20 protein-coding genes are annotated in these 24,234 nt (G+C 38.8%); 1 reads left to right on the top strand and 19 read right to left on the bottom strand.

The window, feature by feature from the left end:
- Positions 1–6: 6 nt before the first annotated feature.
- The 6 genes from ACXYSM_RS01895 to mecA all read right to left on the bottom strand — a co-directional run bounded on the left by ACXYSM_RS01895 (position 7) and on the right by mecA (position 7,269).
- A complete protein-coding gene (locus tag ACXYSM_RS01895; protein WP_458634160.1) occupies positions 7–2,073 on the bottom strand; it encodes an Ltp family lipoprotein in 2,067 nt (688 codons plus the stop codon).
- 106 nt (positions 2,074–2,179) lie between these two features.
- On the bottom strand, positions 2,180–3,892 hold the full coding sequence (gene pabB, locus ACXYSM_RS01890) for an aminodeoxychorismate synthase component I (protein WP_458634159.1): 1,713 nt from the start codon (positions 3,890–3,892) through the stop codon (positions 2,180–2,182).
- Positions 3,893–3,964: 72 nt separating this feature from the next.
- A complete protein-coding gene (msrB, locus tag ACXYSM_RS01885) occupies positions 3,965–5,080 on the bottom strand; it encodes a peptide-methionine (R)-S-oxide reductase MsrB (RefSeq protein ID WP_458634158.1) in 1,116 nt (371 codons plus the stop codon).
- A 9-nt stretch (positions 5,081–5,089) separates the two neighbouring features.
- Complete coding sequence (locus ACXYSM_RS01880) at positions 5,090–5,650, bottom strand: redoxin family protein (RefSeq protein WP_458634157.1); 561 nt, start codon at positions 5,648–5,650, stop codon at positions 5,090–5,092.
- A gap of 166 nt (positions 5,651–5,816) precedes the next feature.
- A complete protein-coding gene (locus tag ACXYSM_RS01875; RefSeq protein WP_458634156.1) occupies positions 5,817–6,380 on the bottom strand; it encodes a TIGR01440 family protein in 564 nt (187 codons plus the stop codon).
- Positions 6,381–6,531: 151 nt separating this feature from the next.
- Complete coding sequence (gene mecA / locus ACXYSM_RS01870; protein WP_458634155.1) at positions 6,532–7,269, bottom strand: adaptor protein MecA; 738 nt, start codon at positions 7,267–7,269, stop codon at positions 6,532–6,534.
- Between the two features lie 124 nt (positions 7,270–7,393).
- Between mecA and ACXYSM_RS01865 the strand changes: the two genes are divergently transcribed.
- Positions 7,394–8,872, top strand: a complete 1,479-nt coding sequence (locus tag ACXYSM_RS01865) for an oligosaccharide flippase family protein (RefSeq protein ID WP_458634154.1) — start codon at positions 7,394–7,396, stop codon at positions 8,870–8,872.
- A 74-nt stretch (positions 8,873–8,946) separates the two neighbouring features.
- Here the strand turns inward: ACXYSM_RS01865 and ACXYSM_RS01860 are convergent, their stop codons facing one another.
- From ACXYSM_RS01860 to aroB, 13 genes are all read right to left on the bottom strand, one after another.
- Positions 8,947–11,496 (bottom strand): MBL fold metallo-hydrolase, encoded by a 2,550-nt coding sequence (locus tag ACXYSM_RS01860; protein ID WP_458634153.1) that lies wholly within the window; start codon positions 11,494–11,496, stop codon positions 8,947–8,949.
- 39 nt (positions 11,497–11,535) lie between these two features.
- Complete coding sequence (locus tag ACXYSM_RS01855) at positions 11,536–12,348, bottom strand: LicD family protein (protein WP_458634152.1); 813 nt, start codon at positions 12,346–12,348, stop codon at positions 11,536–11,538.
- Between the two features lie 43 nt (positions 12,349–12,391).
- On the bottom strand, positions 12,392–14,548 hold the full coding sequence (locus ACXYSM_RS01850) for a LicD family protein (RefSeq protein ID WP_458634151.1): 2,157 nt from the start codon (positions 14,546–14,548) through the stop codon (positions 12,392–12,394).
- A gap of 20 nt (positions 14,549–14,568) precedes the next feature.
- Positions 14,569–15,537: a glycosyltransferase family 2 protein gene (locus ACXYSM_RS01845; RefSeq protein WP_458634150.1), complete on the bottom strand. Its 969-nt coding sequence runs from the start codon at positions 15,535–15,537 to the stop codon at positions 14,569–14,571.
- On the bottom strand, positions 15,521–16,366 hold the full coding sequence (locus ACXYSM_RS01840; RefSeq protein WP_458634149.1) for a LicD family protein: 846 nt from the start codon (positions 16,364–16,366) through the stop codon (positions 15,521–15,523). Before ACXYSM_RS01840 ends, ACXYSM_RS01845 begins: the two co-directional genes overlap by 17 nt.
- Before the next feature lie 145 nt (positions 16,367–16,511).
- On the bottom strand, positions 16,512–17,831 hold the full coding sequence (locus ACXYSM_RS01835; protein ID WP_314944622.1) for an LCP family protein: 1,320 nt from the start codon (positions 17,829–17,831) through the stop codon (positions 16,512–16,514).
- Entirely contained in the window at positions 17,828–18,676 is an 849-nt protein-coding gene (gene pheA / locus ACXYSM_RS01830) for a prephenate dehydratase (RefSeq protein ID WP_458634148.1), read from the bottom strand. The genes ACXYSM_RS01835 and pheA overlap by 4 nt, the downstream gene beginning before the upstream one ends.
- Positions 18,673–19,149, bottom strand: coding sequence for a shikimate kinase (locus ACXYSM_RS01825; protein ID WP_458634147.1), 477 nt, complete (start codon positions 19,147–19,149; stop codon positions 18,673–18,675). Before ACXYSM_RS01825 ends, pheA begins: the two co-directional genes overlap by 4 nt.
- Complete coding sequence (gene aroA, locus ACXYSM_RS01820) at positions 19,142–20,425, bottom strand: 3-phosphoshikimate 1-carboxyvinyltransferase (RefSeq protein WP_458634146.1); 1,284 nt, start codon at positions 20,423–20,425, stop codon at positions 19,142–19,144. The genes ACXYSM_RS01825 and aroA overlap by 8 nt, the downstream gene beginning before the upstream one ends.
- Positions 20,426–20,514: 89 nt before the next feature.
- Positions 20,515–20,853, bottom strand: coding sequence for a YlbF/YmcA family competence regulator (locus ACXYSM_RS01815; protein WP_458634145.1), 339 nt, complete (start codon positions 20,851–20,853; stop codon positions 20,515–20,517).
- Between the two features lie 11 nt (positions 20,854–20,864).
- Positions 20,865–21,968 (bottom strand): prephenate dehydrogenase, encoded by a 1,104-nt coding sequence (locus ACXYSM_RS01810; protein ID WP_458634144.1) that lies wholly within the window; start codon positions 21,966–21,968, stop codon positions 20,865–20,867.
- Positions 21,969–21,977: 9 nt separating this feature from the next.
- Positions 21,978–23,144: a chorismate synthase gene (gene aroC / locus ACXYSM_RS01805; RefSeq protein WP_458634143.1), complete on the bottom strand. Its 1,167-nt coding sequence runs from the start codon at positions 23,142–23,144 to the stop codon at positions 21,978–21,980.
- 9 nt (positions 23,145–23,153) lie between these two features.
- Positions 23,154–24,221, bottom strand: coding sequence for a 3-dehydroquinate synthase (aroB, locus tag ACXYSM_RS01800; RefSeq protein WP_458634142.1), 1,068 nt, complete (start codon positions 24,219–24,221; stop codon positions 23,154–23,156).
- Positions 24,222–24,234 lie beyond the last annotated feature (13 nt).

The following is a 24,234-nucleotide window of genomic DNA, read 5'->3' as shown; positions in this document are numbered from 1 at the left end:
CAATAACTATTTATCCCCTAGTTTTTGAATGGCATAGTTTGCTTCTTCTTTTGTAAATTTTCCAATCCAAGGAGAAGTTAGCCTGTTATAAATTTCTGTTTTTGATAAATTGCTGTATTTTCGGTATTCTCTTGCTTTAACTAAGGCATTTGCTTTGTAATCCGCATTCAAGTGATTGATGGCATACTGTGCTGCAGAACTTGAAAAACCATGTGAAACTTGTGATGTCAACTGCTCATAGAGTGCTTTTTTTGACATATGTAAATACGAATTATATTTTTTCGCTTCAATTAAAGCAGCATTGTTTTGATTCCCGACTGCTGGTTTTGGTTGCCAGACACCATTTTTTCCCACATAGTAACGGCCACCATCTACCCATTTATCCCTAGCCATTTTACCATCTGATTCAACATAGTAACGGCCACCATCTACCCATTCATTCTTGGCCACCTTACCATCTGATTTATAATAATAGTATCCTACCCATTTATTGCGGGCAATGCTTCCTTCTGGTGTTAAATCTAGTTTTTGAATGGCATAGTTTGCTTCTTCTTTTGTAAATTTTCCAATCCGAGGAGAAGTTAGCCTCTCATAAATTTCTTTCTTTGATAAATTGCTGTATTTTCGGTATTCTCTTGCTTTAACTAAGGCATTTGCTTTGTAATCCGCATTCAAGTGATTGATGGCATACTGTGCTGCAGAACTTGAAAAACCATGTGAAACTTGTGATGTCAACTGGTCATAGAGTTCTTTTTTTGACATATGTAAATACGAATTATATTTTTTCGCTTCAATTAAAGCAGCATTGTTTTGATTCCCGACTGCTGGTTTTTGTTGCCGGACACCATTGTTTCCCACATAGTAACGGCTACCATCTACCCATTTATCCCTAGCCATTTTACCATCTGATTCAACATAATAACGGCCACCATCTACCCATTCATTCTTGGCCATCTTACCGTCTGATTTAAGATAGTAATTTCCTATCCATTTATTACGGGCAATGCTTCCTTCAGCTGTTAAATAGTAATAGGAACCAGAATTTTTATCATAGATCCAATCGCTTTTTACCCTCTTACCATCTGATTTAAGATAGTAATTACCTACCCAAGTATTTCGGACAGCGTTTCCCGAAGCATTTAGGTAGAAATAAGAATTAGCTTTTTTATCAAAAATCCATTCGTTCTTAGCTCTCTTACCATCAGATTTGAGATAGTAATTACCGACCCAGGCATTTTGGACATAATTTCCCGATGCATTTAAATAGAAGTAGGAGTTAACCTTTTTATCAAAAATCCACTTATTAGTGACTTTAACACCATTTTCATAATAAGATGAGCCTACCCAGCCAGACTGGACTTTAGACTTTGGCTTATCCTGTTTAGGTGTCGTATTTTTTTGTTTATCAGATTGCTTTGGAGTGCTAGATTTAGGCTTCTCTGATTGCTTTGGAGCGCTAGATTTAGGCTTCTCTGACTGTTTTGGAGCGCTAGATTTAGGCTTCTCTGACTGTTTTGGAGCGCTAGCTTTTGGTTTCTCTGATTGTTTTGGAGCGCTAGATTTAGGTTTTTCTGATTGTTTCGGAGCGCTAGATTTAGGCTTCTCTGATTGTTTTGGAGCGCTAGATTTAGGCTTCTCTGACTGTTTTGGAGCGCTAGATTTAGGCTTCTCTGTTTGTTTTGGAGCGCTAGATTTAGGCTTCTCTGATTGTTTTGGAGCTCTAGATTTAGGCTTCTCTGATTGTTTCGGAGTGCTATCTTTGGGCTTCTCTGATTGTTTCGGAGAGCTATCTTTGGGCTTCTCTGATTGTTTCGGAGTGCTAGATTTAGGCTTCTCTGATTGTTTCGGAGCAGTATTTTTTGGCTTTTCTGATTGTTTCGGAGAGCTATCTTTAGATTTCTCTGCTTGCTTAGGTGAATTATTCTCTTTTACGTTACCATTCTTAGGCGTACTCTTTTCTTGAGCAGAAACTTTCTGTATTGAGAAAGGAGACATCCCTGTTGTATCTGTAAGTAAAACAAGGCCAAGTGTTGCTGTCGCTATGCTTGTTACTAAATATTTTTTTGATTTCATCTTAAATTATCCCTATTTTTAAATTTAATGACGCTTACATTATATCAAATGCTTAACTTTATTTCAATTTCAATCTTTAATGTTCACAAATAATATTCAATTGTCATTATATTTTCAACTCATACAAGCCCCTAACCGCATTGCAGGCATAAATAACTTCTGCTTCTTTCAAATCTTCTACGGTCAAGACCTTCTCTTCTATCTGCCCGCTTTCAAGTAAATGTTGGCGATAAATCCCTAGTAAAATGCCAAGAGTGCTAGGTGGGGTATAGAGCTTGCTATTCATTTTTAAGACCAGATTCCCAATAGAGGTTTCAAGCAATTTTCCATCAGTAGTGTGATAGATAATTTCCTGTTCTCCCACTGTCAAATGTGGTCGGTGTGTCGTCTTAAAGTAGGTAAAGGACTGCTTCAAATCAGCTTCTTGCAGACAAAGTTTAGCCTGACAGAAGCTAGAACTAAGTGGTGTCAATACTTGTCGTTCAATTTCAATCTCTCCAGACTTGTTGAGACTGATTCGCAAACGGTAGTCTTGATGAAGGTCACAAGCTTGACACTCCTTCTCTATTTCTTGTCTCAAACTATTTTCATCAAATGGAAAGGCAAAATAACGACTAGCCTTTCGCAGTCTTTCTAGATGTTGCTTTTCAAAGAGCCATTTTTTCTGGCTGATTTTCCCTGTCGTAATCAGCTGAAAACGAGGTTGTTTTCGGTAAAGAACAGCTGCCTTTTGATGGACTTCACGGTATTCTGACTCCCAAGTACTATCCCAAGTGATGCCACCTCCGACACCATAGATGGCTTGCCCTCCATGCAGTTGAATAGTTCGAATAGCCACATTGAAAATCCGTCGTTCATTGGGAAGTAGGAGGCCAACAGTTCCACAGTATACTCCACGCGCATGTGGTTCCAAGTTCTTGATAATTTCCATGGTCGCAATCTTGGGAGCTCCTGTGATGGAGCCACATGGAAAGAGCGAACGGAAGATTTCTACTAGATCAACATCCGGTCGTAACTGACTCTTGATAGTCGAAGTCATCTGCCACACTGTAGAATACTGCTCCACTTGGCATAAACGCTCCACATGCTCACTACCAACATCAGAAATACAATTCATGTCATTTCGCAAGAGGTCTACTATCATCATGTTTTCTGAACGATTTTTGGGATCCTGTTCCAACCAAGCCGCCTCTTTCAAGTCGTCATCGTTATTCAAACCACGTTTAGTTGTGCCCTTCATAGGACGAGTCGTCAACTCACGACCGTTTTGCTCAAAAAAGAGTTCTGGACTCATGGAAATCACTGCCATATCATCATGCTCTACGTAGGCGTTATAGCCCGCCTCCTGCTCCACCACCATACGATTGTAGATAGCAAAAGGATTAGCACTTAAATTCTGCTTGAGTTGGACAGTATAATTGACCTGATAAGTATCGCCCTGTCGCAAATGATGGTGAATCTGTTCAATTGCCTTTTCATAGTCCTCAGCAGATGTTAGTTCCTGCCAGTTTGATGGCAAATCCACCTCCTCATAAGTCAGAGGAATGCTGGATGTTTTAACACTGTTATGAACAGTGAAGTAAAGCAAATACTCTCCTAATAAGGGGCCCTCGTGAACCGCTAACTTCTCTTCAAAAGCAGGTGCAGCCTCATAGCTGACATAACCCACCACATAATAGCCCTGTTCTTGGTAGCTTTCCACTTGTGCCAGTAAGTCTGCTACTTCTGCTAAATCTCTGGTTTTTAACTCTTTAATAGGCTGGGTAAAGGTGTATCTCTCGCCCAAAGCCCTAAAATCAATCACTGTTTTTCTATGCATATCCTAAGTATACCATAAAAGCCAGACCCCAAACAGGAGATCTGGCTTTTTAACTAATATGGTTGAGAAAATTTACTCAACATAATCCAACAAATAACCATAACCCTTTTCTTCCATTTGATCCTTGGGAATAAAGCGGATAGACAGGCTGTTAATACAATAGCGAAGTCCCCCCTTGTCCTGAGGCCCGTCTGTAAAGACATGTCCTAAGTGGGAATCTCCAGTTCGGCTTCTGACTTCTGTTCTGACCATATTGTATGACTTGTCTTCCTTGTAGATCGCAACATCTGGACTGATAGGCTGGGTAAAACTAGGCCAGCCACAGCCCGATTCAAATTTATCTTTCGAAGAAAAGAGAGGCTCGCCAGTTGCTACATCCACATAAATGCCTGCTTCAAACTTATCCCAGTAACGATTTGAAAAGGCGCGTTCTGTTTGACTGTTTTGAGTCACTGCATACTCCTCTGGAGATAGGAGTTTTTTCAATTCATCGTCACTCGGTTTTGGATACTTGCTAGCATCAATAACGGGATAGGCTGCTTGATTGACGTTGATATGGCAATATCCATTTGGATTTTTCTGTAGATAATCTTGGTGGTAGTCTTCAGCCACGATAAAATTAGTTAAAGCTTCCTTTTCAACCGCTAGAGGCTGGTCGTACTTCTTGGCTACTTCGTCAAAAACTTGATTAATCGTTTCTAAATCTTTCTCATCTGCATAGTAGACTCCCGTTCTGTACTGAGTCCCCACATCATTTCCTTGTTTATTCTTACTGATTGGATTGATAATGCGGAAATAATGGAGCAAGATTTCTTTTAGAGAAATTTGATTGGCATCGTAGGTTACATGAACAGTCTCAGCATGCCCAGTTTGGCCGATCAATTCATACTGGGTTGTTTCTCCTCTGCCATTCGCATAGCCAGAAACAGCATCTGTTACACCTGCCACTCGAGAAAAATATTCTTCGACTCCCCAGAAACAACCTCCTGCTAGATAGATTTCATGTAGGTCAGCATTTTTATCTGGCTCCGTTTTTTTCTTAGCACCTTGACCTTGGCTAACTGCCGCCTTCTCAATTTGAGAGCTATCGGTGTAGATAGAGTTCCTTTTTTCCAAAAGAAACAAAATTCCTATGATGATGAAAATGATCACTCCAATTAAGAATATGGTTTTTAATTTATCATTCATAATAAGCCTCTAATTCATAGTCTTTAAATTCTCTAAAATAGTTCCCTTGTCCATAAATCCTGGTTGAGTCTTCACCAATTTGCCTTCTTTATCAATAAAAACCTGAGTCGGATATGAACGAACTCCGTAACTGGCTAAGAGTTTTCCTGACGGGTCTAGAAGGACAGGGAGATTTTTATAGTCCAAACCCTGATACCATTTTTTAAAGGCTTCTTCTACTTGTTCTCCTTTTTGACCAGGAGAAACAACTGTCAAAACGACATAGTCATCACTTGCTTCTTTTGCCAGTTCATCTGTATCAGGCAAACTAGCTAGGCAAATAGAACACCATGAAGCCCAAAATTTTATATAGACCTTTTTTCTTTTATAATCTGATAGTCGATAAGTGTTTCCATCAACTCCCGTGAGCTCAAAGTCTGGAACTACTTCTCCTTGTTTTGCAATTTGAGAGCTAACCTGCCCTTGTTTGTCTCCACTCTGCTTATCAGTTTGGCTTGTTGCCTGATTTTTACAAGCTGATAGACAAACCAGACTAGCGCAAACCAATACAGATGCTTGCCATTTTTTCATCTTTGTCACCTTTCTCACTCATCATATGAATATAGATATCTACTTTTTAGTTCTATTATAAACCTACCATCCTAAAAATACTTAAAATCTGTTTGGAAAATAAGGTATCTTTTTGGGCACAAAAAACTCCCACCTGCTTAGTAGGTGAGAGCTTTCAACTTTTTATCTATATTTTTCTTATAAAATCTTCTGGATACTGCGCACGCGCTCCTCCAATCAGTTTTGGCCGACTAGCGAGGGCAGTTACGTGGGCTTGACCGATTGATCTCAAAACTGGACGTATAGGCACTTGAACATGCTTGACATGCATCCCAATAGCCGTATCTCCAATATCAAGACCTGCATCAGCTTTGATAAATTCGACCTCAACTGGGTCTTTCATATAGCGAAAGGCCGCCAATTGCCCTGATCCTCCAGCGTTCAGTGTCGGAAGAACACTCACAATCTCAAGATTGTATTTGATTGCAACCTCTCGTTCTACTACCAAGGCCCTATTGACATGTTCGCACCCTTGAACTGCTAGGTGGATTCCTCTAGCTGATAAGATTTCTAAGATTCTTTTAACAATTAATTCTCCAATTTCTTGACTAGAGGCTTTTCCGATGTGTCCTCCTATCACCTCACTGGAAGATAAGCCCAAAACAAAGAGAGCTCCCTCATGGAGAGAAGCTTTTGCTAATACATCTTCTAGGATTTCTTCTACCTCTTTTTGTAATTGTCCTTGGTCCATACTTTACCTCACTTACTCCTTTCTATGATATCGTTTTTTCATCATTTTAGCAAGCTAGGGATATGGTTTCACTTCTTATCAACTGTTCTCTATTTCTTTTAAAATTGAAAAAGACAGAGAATAGCCATCTCTGTCTCGTTTATACATGAATTTATACTTTTTGGAGCCCTTGGACGGCATCGTGATTGATGATGACTTGACCGTATTCTTGGAGAACTGAACGGCTGATATCACTATCATCAGCAAATTCACGCATACGAGCCAATAACCAAGCTGGATAAAGACTTGGGTGATCTTCTACATCAACCAAGACTGTTAGATAGTATTGGTCGTTCATTTTGTAAAGTTCTGAAGTCTCCATTTGGTAATCAACGGTTTTCGCAAAAGAAACCAAGCTAGTTAAGTCGTCAAAGCGTAGGATGTAGTAGATATAAGGTTCTCTTTTTCCTTCTTCTAGATTAGCAATTTCATCGATCGCCGCTTCTTCCTCTTTTTCAACCTGCTCTAGAGATTGGATAGCTTCAATATCTTCTTTGGTTTTCTCCGCCATGGTTTTTTCCAATGTTTTCAAAAACTCATCTGGAGACATTTTCGCCAACTCATCCATGTCTGGAAGGTCTGCCAAATCCTCAAAATCCAAATTTTGGTCAATCTTAGACTTGGTTACAAAGACATCAACCTTATCAGGCTTCGGTGTCACTCGGAAGCTAAGCATTCCTGTATCCAAGAAACTGTCTGGCATCTCTAACTCATCCAGAATAGCATAGAAAAACTCTTCAGTTTTTTCTTGTGGAACAAGAAAGTCTGCGATTTCCATTCCACGATCCATCAAATCTTCTAAAGACATCGTGATTTTTAAAGTCGTATCACTGATTTGTTTCATTTTCATAGTTCGTAACCTCATACTTTCAGTTCTATCTATTATACAAGATTTAAATGATTTTATCAAAAGAATGGCGTTGGAATGTGATATAATACTAGTATCTATTTTAGAATGTAAGAAAGAAAGTTTCATGAAAAATATAAAAGTTAATGCTTTGGCTAGCTTGCTGGTCAATATTTTAAACATCGTTTTTCCCCTGATTACTAATCCCTATCTAACACGGATTCTTAGTAAATCAAATTACGGCTACTTTAACACAGCTAACACCTGGGCGAGCTTTGTCATTCCACTAGCTGCCTTTGGGATTTACAATTATGGGATTCGAGCAATTAGTAAAGTAAAGGATGATAAAAATAAGATTAATTATGTCTTTTCTAAGTTGTTCTATATTTCGCTCATTACTTCAGTTGTAACAACAGCTATTTATTTCCTCTTTATTTATTTTGATACTAGTATTGTCAATCTAAAAATTCTTTACTATATCCTTGGAATCCAAGCCCTCTTCCAATTTCTGAATATCGAATGGATGAATGAAGCCTATGAGAATTATTCTTTTATCCTTTATAAAACACTAGTGATTCGTATTGGAATGTTGGTTGCTATCTTCGCCTTCGTTAAGACACCTGATGATATCGTTCCTTATGCCACAATCATGAGTGCGACGACCATTATCAACTATCTCCTCAGCTTCCTATGGATTAAACGAGAGGTTTCCTTTGTCAAGATTGAAGTCATCGAACTTCTCAAAGCTTCAAAACCACTCTTGACCATGCTACTCTTAGCAAATGCCAATATGCTCTACACCTTGCTAGACCGTATGTTCATTACTAAGGGTCCTGATGAGAATTTTATCTCCTACTACACCATCGCCTCCAGTATCGTCATGCTGATTGCTAGTGTCCTGAGTGGAGCCATCAATGTCAGCATTCCTCGACTTGGTTACTATTTAGGGAAAAAAGATTTTCATTCTTATAAGTATCTGGTCAACCAAGGTGCATCTCTCTTTTTCTTCCTCATGATTCCGACTAGTATCGGAATCATGGTTTTAGGAACTTATGCGACAGTTATTTACTCTTCTGAGAAATACTTAGAAGCAGGAATTGTAACAAGCGTCTTTGCCTTTCGAACCATTATCTGGGCTATCGAATTAATCCTTGGAAAGCAAATTATCTTTATCAATGATCATGAAAACCGATTAACAGCTTTCTACTTTATCGGTGGCGGTGTCAATGTCATCCTAAACTCTCTACTCCTTTTCAACAACATCTTTACTCCTGCCTACTACATCGGGACAACGATTATTGCTGAGGCAATTGTGGTTCTACTTGAAATCCGCTTTATTCAAAAACATAAACTCTTGGATTTGAAAGAAATCTTTGGAACATTAGCTCGCTACACAATTGTGTCACTAGGCTTTATTCCAATTTACTATATCTGTAAAATTCTCTTCCAAATTCATTCATACACAGTGAATATGGCTATGCTCAGTATGGTAGTAGCTACAATTGCCGGATGTGCTATTTATTATGCTTTCGCTCTCTTTATCATTAAGGATAAAACCCTTCACTATGCAATAGATCTAGTTCGTGCAAAAATCAAACGAAGTTAACAAAACACCTATAAAGCTTAAGCTTTATAGGTGTTTTTATTGTAGAAAAATTTAATTAAAAATCAGTTAGAAACTTAATTATTTTCTTGGCTCGTTTGTGTCTTAGGTTCAGTAGATTGATTTTTTTCCTCAGACGTAACAGATGAGCTTTCTGTTTGTTGTGTTCTCTCTACTTCTGTTGTTTCGAAAATGTGCCCCTGACTATTTGCCACAGTTTGTCCCTGAGTTGTTTCCTCGGTTGTAACAGTCGTCCAAATTCCATCTGCATTGAGCTTGTACCCGTCAGGACTTGTTCCATTTCTTAGGAGAGAACCATTTGTTTGGAAATAATACCAGTTACCATTCAGTTGTTTCCAACCAGTTCCCATGGCACCACTTGCATTGAGGTAATAGCGTGCCCCATTTATCTCTTGAAGGCCTGTTAGCATGATACCTTCCTTGTCGAGATAGTACCAAAGACCTTTGTCTTTGAACCAACCAGTCTTCATGGCACCACTTCCTGTGAAGTAATAATAATGGTTATCAAGCCATTTCCAACCGGTCTGCATAGCGCCACTTGAGTTCAGGTAATAACGGGAATCATCAATCTCTTGAAGGCCTGTTAGCATCACACCGTCTTTGTCGAGATAGTACCATTGTTCCTTGTCTTTGAGCCAACCTATCTTCATAGCACCACTACTTGTGAAGTAATAGTAATGGTTATCAAGCCATTTCCAACCGGTCTGCATAGCACCGCTTGCATTGAGATAATAACGGGAACCATTAATTTCTTGAAGGCCTGTTAGCATCACACCGTCTTTATCTAGATAATACCAGATGTCCTTATCTTTTAACCAGCCAGTCTTCATCGCTCCACTGCTTGTGAAGTAATAATAATGGTTATCGAGCCATTTCCAACCGGTCTGCATAGCACCACTTGCATTGAGATAATAGCGAGAACCATTAATCTCTTGAAGCCCTGTTAGCATCACACCGTCTTTATCTAAGTAGTACCAAGTATCTTTATCCTTGACCCAGCCAGTTTTCATAGCTCCGGAACTAGCAAAATAGTTCCAATGACCATCAAGGAAGGCCCAGCCAGTTTGCATGATACCATTTTGATTAAAGTAATAGGCAATGCCGTTGATATTCTTTTTACCAACTGACCGAATACCATCTTCATCATAATAATACCAGTTTGAACCTTGCTTTTGCCAACTAGATGCGCTTCCTTCTGTTTGAAGGGCACCACTACTTGTAAAGAGCATCTTCTTACCATTAAAGACTTGTAAGCCAGTCAGCATTTTACCATCTTTATCAAAGAGATATTTTTGACCACCGATTTCAGCTAATTCATTAAATCGTCTTGCACCATTTGATTGGATATAGTACCAAGTATTTTCATGATAGAACCACCCACCAGTCTGCATTCTACCATCTTTATTAAGATAATACCAATTTCCTTCACCATATGGGTTCCAACCATCATTTACATTAAGCCACCGTCCTGACTGCATTTGACCTTTTCCGTTAAAAAAATAGTTGCCCCCATCAATTTCTTGCCAACCGATAGCCATCTGACTATCTTTCAAACGATATTTCCAATGACCATCTTCTTGATACCATTTCTCATCAACAGTAGGAATATTTGGAAAATCTCCTGAAACGTTCGTAAAACCTTTATCACTAATATCGAATACTGTTGCATCCTGAGTTTGGCTAGATGCGTGAATCACTTGAATGTTTTTCTTTTGAAGATAATCTCTCGTCGAAGCAACATTAATGTCACCTCCAGTTGTTTGAATGACCATACTAGGAGAAAGATGATTAATGAAGTCAATTGTATTAGAAATTTTAGCATCATAGTGATGATTCCATTTCATCATATCTACTTTGCCAATCACAGGACCTAGCTTATCTTCTGCTCCCTCAGCGTTATCTAAGTCACCACCAAGATAAATTCTTTTTCCTGCTACAGTTACTACTGCTACAATTGAATTGGAATTATCATCAAGAACTCTCTTTAAGTTCCCATCAGAATCATATTCATTTTTATAATTATAAAGCTGAATATCCATGTCACCAAATTTGAAATGACTATCCTGATCTTTGATATCTTGAATTAATGTAACACCCTTATTCTGTGCAGCACGAAGAGCATTATCGTAATTGAAAAGGTTATCCCACAATCCCCAAGAACTTGTAATTCGTTGGTCTGAATATTTTTTTAAATAAAACTTATCCACTTGGTAGCGATTAAGAATTTCATCTGCTCCACCTATATGGTCACTATGAACATGAGTCCCTAGTATAAAATCTAATTTCTTTACTCCTAACTGATCAAGATGTCGAACTAAGCGATCTTCTAATACTTGATAATTTCCCATGGAAATTCCCCAGCGATTAGGGTATCGTGGATCAGTTCCGTCTGGAAAATCATAATCCTCTCCCATATCAATCAAAGCATAGTGTCCATTACTCTCTAAAAGAATAGCATCACTTCCAGATTTAGCTTTTGTATTGATAAAATGGATGCGATTCCCAGCACCTGCTGAGATAGTATCTGCATTTACTGTTTGCGATTGAATTATTGTGGCCGATAGAAGCAAGGCGCTAAGTAATATTGATTTTTTAAAACTTTTCATAAGGCATTCAGCTTTCTCTATTAATTCTATACTCTTTCGTTAATCAATCCAATAATTCTTCTCATTTCCTGGTATCTGTTTGTCAGCAGGAGGTGGAGTCATATAATCTTCCCCAAATTCATAGACAAGAATCTCATGATATCTTCTTGGTACTTTTAGGATTAGATTTTCATAAGGCATATCAATTGTATCATACAGCCATTCTGTTTTAATACCAGCTGGATAGTATGAATCATAAGTTGAACAAACTAAGTCTGTAGAATTTTCAACACTGTATTTTAAGGCAAGTTGTTCAAGTTTTTGATTCCATAATTGAGGAGATGTAAATCTGAATATTGCTGACGCAATATAACGAGGAAGATTTTTAACCCCTCCGTTTTCGTATTTAATTCCTTTAAAGTTTAAAGACGATAGACGAATTAATTGCTTATAGAGCTTCATTTTCTTACGATCTTGTTCATCTGTAACAAGACCATCATACGGGAAGACATCTACACAAGTTCCAAGCACAACACTTGGATCTAAAAGATTCGAATCTCTCCGTGTTCGAATATCGTAAACACGCATATAACTATATGGATATCCCTTGGTTTCTCTAAAAGAAATCAGCTTATAGTATGGATGGTTATCATTTTTCAGAACTGCGTATAACTTTTCAAATTCATCTCTAGCTAAAGAGATGTCTGTATCATCATCCCAAGGAATAAAACCCTTATGACGAACTGCCCCTAGTAAAGTTCCAAAATCGATAAAATATTTGATGTCGTGTTTTTCACAAACTTGATGTAAGTATTCTAGAATTCCAAGCTCAATTTGCTTGATTTCTTCAAGGCTTAAGATTCTTTCTGACATTATTTGTCACTCCTAATCTTTACTTCTTTGTTTAAATAATAATCTATTGGTTTTCAGTAATCTTCCACAATTTGAAGTCATGATGCGAAATTTGTTGCTCAACTGGTGGTAACTGCATGTAATCTCCATAATCTGAAGTTAGGATTTCATGATAATGTTTTGGAATCATAAATTCCTTACCTTCAAAGCTACCACTTTCAACTTCTTCTAACCACTCACGTTTCCAAACGGGTTTATTCATATCTTTATAGATAACATAGTCTACAAGTTCATAATCTTCTACTTTTCTAGACTTGGCTAATTCATCAATCTGAGAAACATACTTATTTGTGTTAGTGAAATAAAAGATAATAACAGAAATATAGCGAATAATTGAATTGACTACACTTTTAGTATTCGTAATTCCTTTAAATGTGTAACAACTTAATTGACGCTTTTTAATAATCTTGGTCATCTTATCTTTAAATGCCTGATCATCTTCATACCCATCTACAGGGAAAATATCAACATAAATCCCCATATCTGAATCGATTCGAACATCTTCTTCTACTAAATAGGTATGATTATCTTGAACTTTCATGAACGGATAGACATAATTGACATTATTTTTATAGGACATAACTTCATATCGTTCATCTGGATGGGCAATCAAATAATCTTGTAGCTTTTCGTAATCATCACGTAGCATACAAATATCCATGTCGTCGTCCCAAGGAATAAAACCTTTATGACGAACAGCGCCAATTAAACTACCATAGGACAAGAAATATTTGACACCAATTTTCTGACAGACTTCATGGATATACTCCATGATTTCTAACTCCATCTGTTGAATTTCAGAAATATCAGTTACTTCCTTGTAACGGATATTTTTTTCTTTCTCACAGATCATTAAACCATATCCTACAACTAACCAGAAAATGATATTGATGAAGTTGGTCGAATACATAATTTGGCTTTCAAACAACTGACCAAACAAAATTCCAAAGAATAGAATCATGATTAGTTTCTCACTATTTTTCTTTGATTTAATCATGTAAGAAACAAAACGGAAACCTACATAAGCAATGATGAGTATGAAAGAAATGAGGCCCAAAAATCCAGAACTCACAAAAATGGTAACAAAGATATTGTGGAAATTACCTCCAATAAGTGAGTTTTCAATTTCAAATTTACTAAAATATTTTGTGTAATAATCTGATACGTTTCGAACACCATAACCAAATAGAGGTTTTGCACTTCCCATTTTGATTGCATTTTTCCAAATATATGTACGTCCACTTGGAGTTGTTTCAATCAAGTGAAGTTCCCCATTTTTCTTAGCAACATCCGAATCAGTTTCAGAATAAGATTTACCTTTATTTAAGTCAATTACAGTTGCCTTAGCTGCTGAAATATATACTGAAGTTAAATAACTAATACCAATATTGCTACCTGTTAGTAAGATACTAGCTACTAAAAAAGTTAGCCATTTTTTGGCAAATCTTCCCCTAGTGACAAAAATACAATAAAATACTAGCATTAGAAGCACTGATAAAAGAGCTCCCCTACTTTGCATGGTTGCAAAATAAACTAACTGAACGACATTATTAATTTTAAGATAAACAGAGTATTTGCTTCCCTTATGTATTAAATACATAGCAAAAACTATACTAATGTATGAGAAAATCGCACTGGCGTTAGGGTTAACAAGTCCCCATAATCGACCATTCATTACTCCGTAATAATAAGAGTTCTCTCCAATCTGAAATAGAATTAAAACTCTTGAAAGTAATAAAGCAAAAGCAAATATAGCCGAAGAAAATGAGACAATCTGAATGGTTCCTGCAATCATACCTAATAACTTCCTTAGCTGATCAGGTTTTACCATGGTAAATAATAAAACATAAGCCAGCATAAAGAAAATTTCAACCATATTTCCGAGCAGGTGTCCAGATCTATTAATGAGCGCTGATAAAAAGTGACTGCCCACTAAAAGACCAAATAGGGTAAGAAACTTCTTATCTATCTCTATTCGTTTCCAATTAAAAAATAAAGTTAAACAAATTGACAGAACAACAACTGCTGAAAGTCCCTTATAAATCGGATTTGTTATTTTATAAATTAGTGAACTCATACTTAAAATCGAAATGAAAATAAAAAGATAAGAAATCCACAGTTTTGATTTTTCAAAGCATTCATTCGTTTTTGAAAAATTCATCTTCAACTCCTTTAATGATATTATTTATTCAAGCCTACAATTTGTCTATAAATCCATGGAGAAATTCTTAGTGACAAAATGGCTATTTTCCGAAAACTAGTAAAATAAGGATCTCTCAATATTTGTGAGGTATGACTAACTATCCACTTTCTCAATTGAATTTTCTCTTTTTTATATTCTGTCGAATCTGTGAAGATTATTTTATCGTAGACTGTAATATAAGACCAAGATTCTCTATTTACTAATTCGGGTTTTAATTGAGGGAAACATTGATAAACTTTAGGAATAATGATTTTATATACTTCTATAGTATCAAAAACATGATTATTCACAGATGTAGTTGCACTTCCCTCTCTATGATCATAATAGTATATTGGTTTGTCTATAAAAACACTATTACATTTTGTTTCAAGTATAACTTCTGTTAATAATAGAGCATCTTCTGCTAAATGATAATCTGTACTAAATGTAAAATCTTCAATTAATTCTTTTTTAAATAATTTTGCAACAGGAAAAAAAGAAGTTCGAGTAGTCATCAATAGTTCTTTCATGGTTTGCTCAGCAGACCATACTGACTCTTGACCTGAAAAAACAGGCAAATCTGTCACTTGTCCATTTTTTACATGATGCAAACGAGCAACTGAGAAACCAACAGAAATATTTGATCTTACTGCGCTTATCAAAGTTTCCAAATAATCTGACGTAATAAAATCATCACTATCAACAAAAGTTATCCATTCTCCGGTTGAATTTTGAATACCTACATTTCTAGCATTGGAGACTCCAGCATTCTCAAGATGAAAAACCTTGATGTTCTCATTTTTAGAAGCCAGCTGATCACACAAGTCACCACTCTGGTCTGTTGAACCATCATTGATAAGTAGCAATTCAAAATTGGTATAAGTCTGCTTTAAAATCGACTCTACACAGCGTTCCAAATAAGCCTCCACATTATAGACTGGAACAATGATACTAATTTTTTCTTGCATTGTATTCTCCCATATATTCTCTATAACTCTTATTCATATCTGCTATGACGGCATCGTGATGAGGTACTTGCTTATCTGCAGGCGGTGGTGTCATATAGTTACCAAAAGCTGTGCTGAGATAGGCGTCATAGCCGACCGGAATAGGCATTTCTGTTCCCTCGAAAGGTAGGAAGATGTTGTCTTCAAAGGCCTGAATTGGATACTTTTTCTTCATGTATCCTGGCCCTGAACATAATTCTGTAATGCCATCACTTTCGGCTGGTCCATACTTGGTCATTTCTTTCTCAGCCTTTTTCCAGATACGATAGCGAAGCGATTTAGGAGTCAACCCTAGTAAAATGGTACTACCCCACTTCATGAGAGCTCCATGTTTTTCTGGAATGGTTTGTGCACAAAATAGAGAATAAATCAAAGCCCAGCGGACCTGTTTCTTACGCTCTGCTGGATTTTTAGGGTAGTAGTCCAAGGGAAGAACATCCAAAGCCAAGCCGTGGGGAAGATCCAAATCTTGTTGATAAGGCTTGATACAAGTCGTCTCCTTATCGCGAATGGTGATAAAGAGGTTACGGTCTACATAGTCTTTAGAACTCTTTGATAGGAAGTAACGCTCATCCGCATATTGAGGCCATAACTCTGCTAGTTTTTCATAGTCCTTTCGTGGCATAAAGAAGTCCAAATCATCATCCCAAGGGATGAAACCTTTATTACGAAGGGCACCAATGGCTCCTCCACCACAGAGATAGCACAACAAATCATGTTCTTTACAAAATGCGACGAAATATTCAGCCATTTCCAGACTACGAGCCTGAATCGCTTTCAAATCACTCATGTCTCTCCTCTTCTGTCCAATAACGAGTTATATCATTTTATTATACCATAAAAAAGCCCTAAAAATCCATCAGATACTAAGAAAAATCAAAGCCTGAGACACCCATTTAGTTAGATGTTTCAAGCTTTGATTTTAATTAATTTTTTTATCTGAATCCCATTTGGGCTAGCTTATTCTGGTAAGCTTTTTGATCCACTCGAAGGGCTTGGCCTCCATAGACATCATAGTCATCTACCCAGTCTCCAAGTTCCGGTACTGTTAGTCTTTCAATACCGTTCTGACCTCCTTCGAGGACGGATAAACCGTTGGTCAATAAGAAGGTATAAGGAAGGTTTGTAGATGTCATAGCGAATACTTTACCAAGTGCTTCTGAACCTGTGAAAAGTTTTGTAGGATCTTTAATTTGCTGTAAAACCGCAGTCATGACTTGTTGCTGTCTACGAGTACGACCATAGTCCCCTTCATCATCATCGCGGAAACGTGCATAGTTGAGAAGAGTTGAACCATTCATTTGTTGTGTTCCGACTTTAATAGTTTGTGTTGGTGATTCTGTTTCTGTCGCATGCAAGTCATCACCGACTGTCGCTTCTGTAACTGGAACACCATTTAGAGTTGAAAATTGAGCATCAATAGTTACACCATCAGGGAAAAGGGTGTCAATGGCAGTTGCAAAAGCTTGGAAATCAACAAGGGCATAGTATTTGATATCTAGGTCAAAGTTATCTTTAAGGACCTTACGCACCATTTCAGCCCCTTGTTTTCCTTCTTGTTCCCCCAATTCGTAGGCCAAGTTCAACTTATGGTCGGCTTGTTTTTGACCATCAACAACCTGACTGTAGCCATCAATGTATACTAGGTTGTCACGCATAAAACTTACAAGCTTAAGCTTTTTATCCTTACCACTTACATTTAGAACCATAATAGAATCCGTCCGTGTTTCTGAACTATTCTGTCCAATACGGCCATCTGTTCCTAAGATAAGAATATTGACACCATCTCTTGTATCCTGTCCATTAAAGACTTCAACTTGGGCAGCCTTGGCATCTTTCGACCCGCTTGAGCCATTCGGATTGGCTGACTGGAAACCTTTCAAGAACATGAAAATCATTCCTACTGCAGCACAAAGCAACAGCATTCCTAACCAAGCAAGTATGCGTTTAAAGCGAAAGACTCTTTTTTTCTTTGGTTTCTTCTGCTTAGGAATCTTAGCTTTTGGTTGCGGTAGACTACTACGTCGACTAGCTCGACTTCGATTCGTATAACTCGGAAGGCCTGTGTTAGGTTCCGTATAGTCTTGGCTTTCTGCTTCTTCTACGACAACTGAACGAGCTTCTTGTTGACCATCCAACTTAGCTTGTAAAAAAGCAAACTCTCTCTTTTCTTTATCATTTAGATAGTGGATGTTTTTTAATAGATAGTCGTAACGTAGTTTCTCATGGTGTGTCAGAGGGTTTTCTCTAGTCATTCCTTCTCCTTCCCTTTATCCTGTATGGTATAGATAGGGTAAGCTCCTAGTACTTTATAGTGGATCCCAATCGTTTCTAATTCTTTTTGAGCAAAATGGACCAATTCTTTATCAGCATAGTCCACATCAATGATAAAAAAGTACTCACCTAGTGCTGTTTTTAGGGGACGACTCTCAATCTTAGCTAGGTCAATCCCGCGCCAAGCAAAGGTAGAAAGCGCCTTATATAAAGCTCCTGGAAGATTGTCTGGCAAGGTCAAAGCTAGACTCATTTTTTTAGCATTTGCATTCAAGGGCATTTGCGGTGCCTTGAGACCTAACACCCAAAAGCGAGTGAAATTGGCTTCCATCTCTTGAATATCTTGAGCAATTAATTCCAAACCATATTCTCCAGCCGAACTTTTGGGGGCAATGGCCGCAAAAGGCTGATCTGGATGCTCGGAAACATAGCGCGCAGCGTATGCTGTACTGGCAGTGACTTCTAATTGAGCATTCGGGAAATGTTCGTCGATAAATTTCTTCCCTTGAGCCAAGGCCTGCGGATGAGAAAAGATTTTCTCAATTTTAACTTGCCCTGGCACCGCCATCAACTGTTGATGAATTGGCTGCACAATCTCCGCCACAGCTTGAATTCGAGCCTGGTGGAAAAGATAGTCCAGAGTCTCATGAACACTACCTTCAATAGAATTTTCAACTGGCACTACTGAATAGTCTACCAATCCCTGTTCATAGGCCTTGATAACGTCCGTAATATTTGAAAAAGGCTCTAGTTCCTCATGAGGAAAAGCCGTCTGCACCACATGGTGCGAAAAAGATCCTTTAGGACCTAGATAGGCAATTTTCATGTCAATTCCTCTATAATTTCCTCTGGACTTAGCTTGGACACATCAATAACTTTACTAGCTACTTCCTCATACCAAACCTGTCTTTCTTTAAAAATCGCAGCTAAACCTTCCTTGCTATTCTTTAAAAATAGTGGGCGTTGATTGTCCTTATCAGCTGAAATTCGCTGGTAAAGTGTCTCAAAATCTGCTTTAAGGTAGATGTTGTCTGTATTTTGCTTAAGCAAGGCACGATTACGTGGAGAAATGACTATCCCTCCGCCTGTGGAAATAACTTTATCTGTCTTCAGCAAATCAGCTAGGACCTCTTCTTCTAGCTGACGGAAGGCTGCTTCTCCTTTTTCTTCAAAGAAACGAGCAATCGGCATCCCCAGTCGATCTACCAGCAAGGCATCCATATCTACGAAGTCAGAATCCAGCTTTCTAGCAATAGTAGTTTTTCCTGAACCCATAAAACCTAGTAAAACCTTAGCCATGAATCAAAGTCTCCAAATCATCAAAGAAGCTAGGATAGCTAGTATTAATAGCTTCGGCTCGATCCAATTCAACTTCTCCATCTGCAACCAAGAGAGCTGCAATGGCTGTCATCATTCCGATTCGGTGGTCTCCAAAGGTGTTGACTTTGGCTCCATGGAGGGCAGATTTCCCTTTGATAATCATGCCGTCTGCTGTCGGAGTAATAGTTGCTCCCATGCTATTTAAAGCATCCGCGACAACTTGAATGCGATCCGTTTCTTTGACCTTGAGTTCTTCAGCATCTTTGATAACTGTTTGACCTTGAGCTTGGGTAGCAAGGAGCGCGATAATCGGCAATTCATCAATTAAACGTGGAATCAAGGCTCCGCCAATTTCTGTTCCCTTCAAATCTGAAGTTTCAACAGTCAAGGTTGCAGATTTGGCAATTGGATCCATATCAGTAATCTCTAATTTCCCGCCCATAGCTCGGATAACATCGATAATACCTGTACGTGTTTCATTAATACCGACATTCTTAAGTACCACTCGAGAATTTGGCACAATCAAACCTGCTATCAACCAAAAGGCTGCACTAGAAATATCTCCTGGTACGACAACCGTTTGTCCACTAAGTTTCTGTGGCCCTTGAACAGTGATTTTATTACCATCGACACTCAAATCACCTCCGAATTGTTGGAGCATATCTTCTGTGTGATTACGAGTGCACTCCTTCTCCATAATGACTGACTGTCCCTGAGCTTGCAAAGCCGCAAAAATCAAGGCTGACTTGACTTGGGCAGAAGCGATTGGCAATTCGTATTGAATAGATCTTAAGTTTTTCGTTCCCTTTAAGTGTAACGGTGGCAAGTCTCGCTCTGTCTGACCTGAAATGGTGACTCCCATTTTTTTCAAGGGAAGAGTTACACGATCCATTGGGCGTTTAGAAAGACTATCATCTCCAAACATATCTACTTCAAAGTCTGCGCCAGCAAGTACGCCTGAAATCAAACGAATAGAGGTCCCAGAATTCCCCATATCCAGGGCTTTCTGAGGTGCTTTCAATCCATCCATTCCAACACCTTTAATGGTAACGACACCGTCTTTGTCCTCAATCTCTACGCCGAGGTCACGAAATACCTGTATGGTTGACAAGACATCTTCACCACGCAAGATATCATAAACCTTCGTTTCACCCTCAGCCAAGCTTCCAAAAATGATAGAGCGATGACTGATGGACTTATCCCCAGGTACGCGAATACTACCATTCAAATGGTTAACGTTTGTTTTTAACTTCATACTAGACCTCATACTGACAATACTTTTTCTTATTTTATCATAAAAAGTCAGAAATTTCTTAAAAATTCCTGACTTTATGAGGTAAATTCTTATTTTAAAAGTTCTGAAATTGGTTCAAAGACAATTTTTTCAATATCAGAAAGGTAGATAGAAAGTTGTTGCTGTTTGGCAAAGAATTCTGACAAGAGAGAGTTACCTTGAATCTGCTTGCCAAAGCTTTCCATTTTTTCTTGGAAAGAAGTATCTGGAATTTGACCAGTTTGTGCCATGATTTGGATTTCATGTTGAAAAGCAATATAATCTGCAAAAATTTTGCTTGCTTCTGCATCCGCTTGGATGGCATCTCTAGCTTCTTTAACTGCCTTGTATTCAGGCAATTCGCGTAGTCCACGACTTAATGCATTTGCACTATCATAAATATTTGACATAATTGTCCTCCTTATTTAATAACGACTGTGTAGTCAGTATTTTCTGTAATGACTTGCTCAGCACGTTTTAAATCCTGAGCATTCTTAAAGGAAATTTGCAGAATCCCGTGAACATCCTCACGGTTTTCCTCATTGATATGGATATTGACCAAAGAAGTTCCACGTAGCAATTCCAAGATGCGTAAAATCACATCTTCCTCATCGGGAACATCTACATAAAGGTCAAATGAGCTGTCTACTCCTCCGCGTTTATGGATTTCCATAGCCTGACGTTGCTCACGCGCTTGGTTGAAAAAGTTCCAGATTTGATTTTCATCACCCTTACTGATAGCTTGTCCAATCTCGTCCAAACGGCCCTTGAAGTCCTGGATGCGTTCAATAATGGTATCCCGATTGGATAAGAGGATAGAAGTCCACATACTAGGCTCACTTTCGGCAATCCGAGTCATATCTCGAAATCCACCGGCCGCAAAGCGTCGCGCCATTTCATGCTCTTCAGCATAACTTGCAGTTTGTTCCATCAGGCCTGATGCTAAGATATGCGGAAAATGGCTAATCTGAGAAGTCACTCGGTCATGCTCTTCAGCATCAATTTCAATGAAACGAGCATGGAGACCTGACAGCAAGTCTCTCATTTCTTCGAGCGTATCCGGAGTTGTCAGACTAGATGGCGTGAAGATATAATAAGCATTTTCAAAGAGGTTGACATCTGCAGAAGCCGCTCCTGTCTTGTGACTTCCTGCCATGGGATGGCCCCCCACAAAGCGAACGGACTTATCAGCAAAATATTTTTCAGCTGTAGCCACGATAGCTGACTTGGTCGATCCAGCATCAGAAATAATGACACCTTCTTTCAAGTCCAAGTTGCCCAATTCCTTAATAAAGGTAATGGTTTGCTTGATTGGCAGGGTAAGAATGATGACGTCTGCAAGTGGAGCAAAACTGGCAAAGTCATCCGTCGCTCGGTCAATCATTCCTCTCTCCAAGGCAATATCTCTAGACGCTTGACTACGATTGTATCCTAAAATTTCATAATCAGGATGATCCCGCTTGATTCCGAGTGCCATGGAAGCACCAATCAAACCTAGTCCTGCGATATAGATGGTTTTTGCCATAAGAACTCCTTAATAATTCTTTGTATACTCCCGATGTTTCGCAACAGCTTCTTTTAATTCTTCCAGATTATCAGAGGAGAATTTCTCAAGGATTTCTTGAGCCAAAATCGTTGCTACAACTGCCTCCATAACGACACCTGCTGCTGGAAGAGCAGTAGGATCACTTCTCTCTACTGTTGCTTTATAAGGCTCATGAGTTTCAATATCGACACTCATCAACGGCTTATAAAGAGTCGGAATTGGCTTCATAACTCCACGAACGATAATGGGTTGGCCGTTGGTCATACCACCTTCGAAACCTCCAAGGTTATTAGTCCGACGAGTATAGCCATCTTCTGATGACCAGAGGATTTCATCCATGACTTGGCTACCCTTAAGATGGCCTGCTTTAAAACCAAGACCAAACTCCACACCCTTAAAGGCATTGATAGAAACAACAGCTTGAGCTAGCCTTGCATCTAGTTTGCGATCCCATTGAACATAAGAACCAAGACCAACCGGAACACCTCCGACAACTGTTTCCACAACACCTCCGATGGTATCCCCATCTCGCTTAATCTGGTCAATATAGTCCTTAATCTCCTGCTCACGTTCTTGGTTGACAATAGAAACTTCAGACTGGGCAGCCAATTTCTTAATCTCTGAGACTGTTAAGTTTTCCGGAACATTGATTTCCTTACCACCGAAGATAACAACATGGTTGGCAATTTCGACATCAAGCTCCGCTAAAAGCCGCTTGGCGACTGCTCCAACTGCAACCCGCATAGTTGTTTCACGGGCAGATGAACGTTCCAAAGAATTTCGCAAATCATCAAAGCGGTATTTGATGCCCCCAACCAAGTCCGCATGACCTGGACGAGGATGAGTGATTTTTCGTTTGCTTTTAAGTTTATCCTCAATATCCTCGGCAGACATGATATCCAGCCATTTTTGATGGTCTTTGTTAATGACATCCATGGTAATGGGAGCCCCTGTCGTCTTCCCGTGGCGAACTCCAGAAGTAAAGACAACTTGGTCACTTTCAATCTTCATACGTCCACCACGCCCATAACCGCCTTGGCGACGTTTGAGATCCTCATTGATATCTTCTGCAGTCAAAGGCAGTCCTGCTGGAATTCCTTCAATAATTGCTGTCAGACGAGGGCCATGTGATTCTCCTGCTGTTAAATATCTCATACATTCTCCTTATTTTACTAAGTAATCTTTCATTTCTTCAAGAGAAACTGGGTGAATGGTCGCTGAACCAAGCTCAGGTACCAAAACTAACTTCATGGTATTCCCACGCGTTTTTTTATCGTGAGTCAAAGCCTGATAAAGCTTGTCAAGGTCCCAGTTTTCATAATCAACAGGAAGACCAAATTTCTGACACATTTCTCGGATAGACTGAGTGATTCCAGCTGGCATGAGTCCTTTTTCTTCTGCTACCTTAGAGACCTGAACCATTCCCATAGCTACTGCCTCACCGTGCATGACTTTTCCGTAACCAGCAGTTGCTTCAATGGCATGGCCAATCGTGTGACCAAAGTTGAGATATAAACGAATGCCATTATCCAACTCATCTTCAACTACCATCTTGCGCTTAACCTGGCAAGAATGCTCAATCAAGCTCTCTGAATGTTCCAAAATGCTTTCCACAGAACCATCCATATCAGATAATAGGTCCCAAAGCTCTGGATCTTCGATCAGGCCATACTTGATGACTTCACCCATTCCTTCAATCAACTCTCTCTTACCCAAGGTCTCAAGAACAGTTGGGTCAATCAAAACACCATCCGGCTGAGCAAAAGTCCCCACCATATTCTTGGCAAAAGGGGTGTTAACTCCAGTTTTTCCACCGATAGAGGAATCAACCTGGGCAGTTAAACTAGTTGGAATTTGAACGAAATGAACTCCTCGCATGTAGGTTGAAGCCACAAAACCAGCCAAATCGCCAACTACACCACCGCCGAGGGCTACGATGCCATCACTACGAGTCATATCCTGTTTAACTAAAAATTCATAGACTTTCTGAACTGTAGTTAGGTTCTTACGTTCTTCCCCCTCTAAAAAATCAAAAACTGCTACTTGAAAACCAGCATCCTCCAAACTCAATTTAACCTTTTCTGCATAGAGTGAAGCCACACGGTTATCGGTTATAATCACAATTTTTTGTGGTTGCCAAAGTTCGCGCAACCATTTTCCTGCTTGAGACAAGCATCCTTTTTCAATCTGAATATCGTAAGGATGATGTGGAAGGTCTATTCTAATTTTCATAGCAGGTCTCCTT

This window comes from Streptococcus sp. V940, from assembly GCF_054353495.1.
Note: the sequence above shows the minus strand (reverse complement) of the source record. Positions and strands in the feature narration are given on the sequence as shown.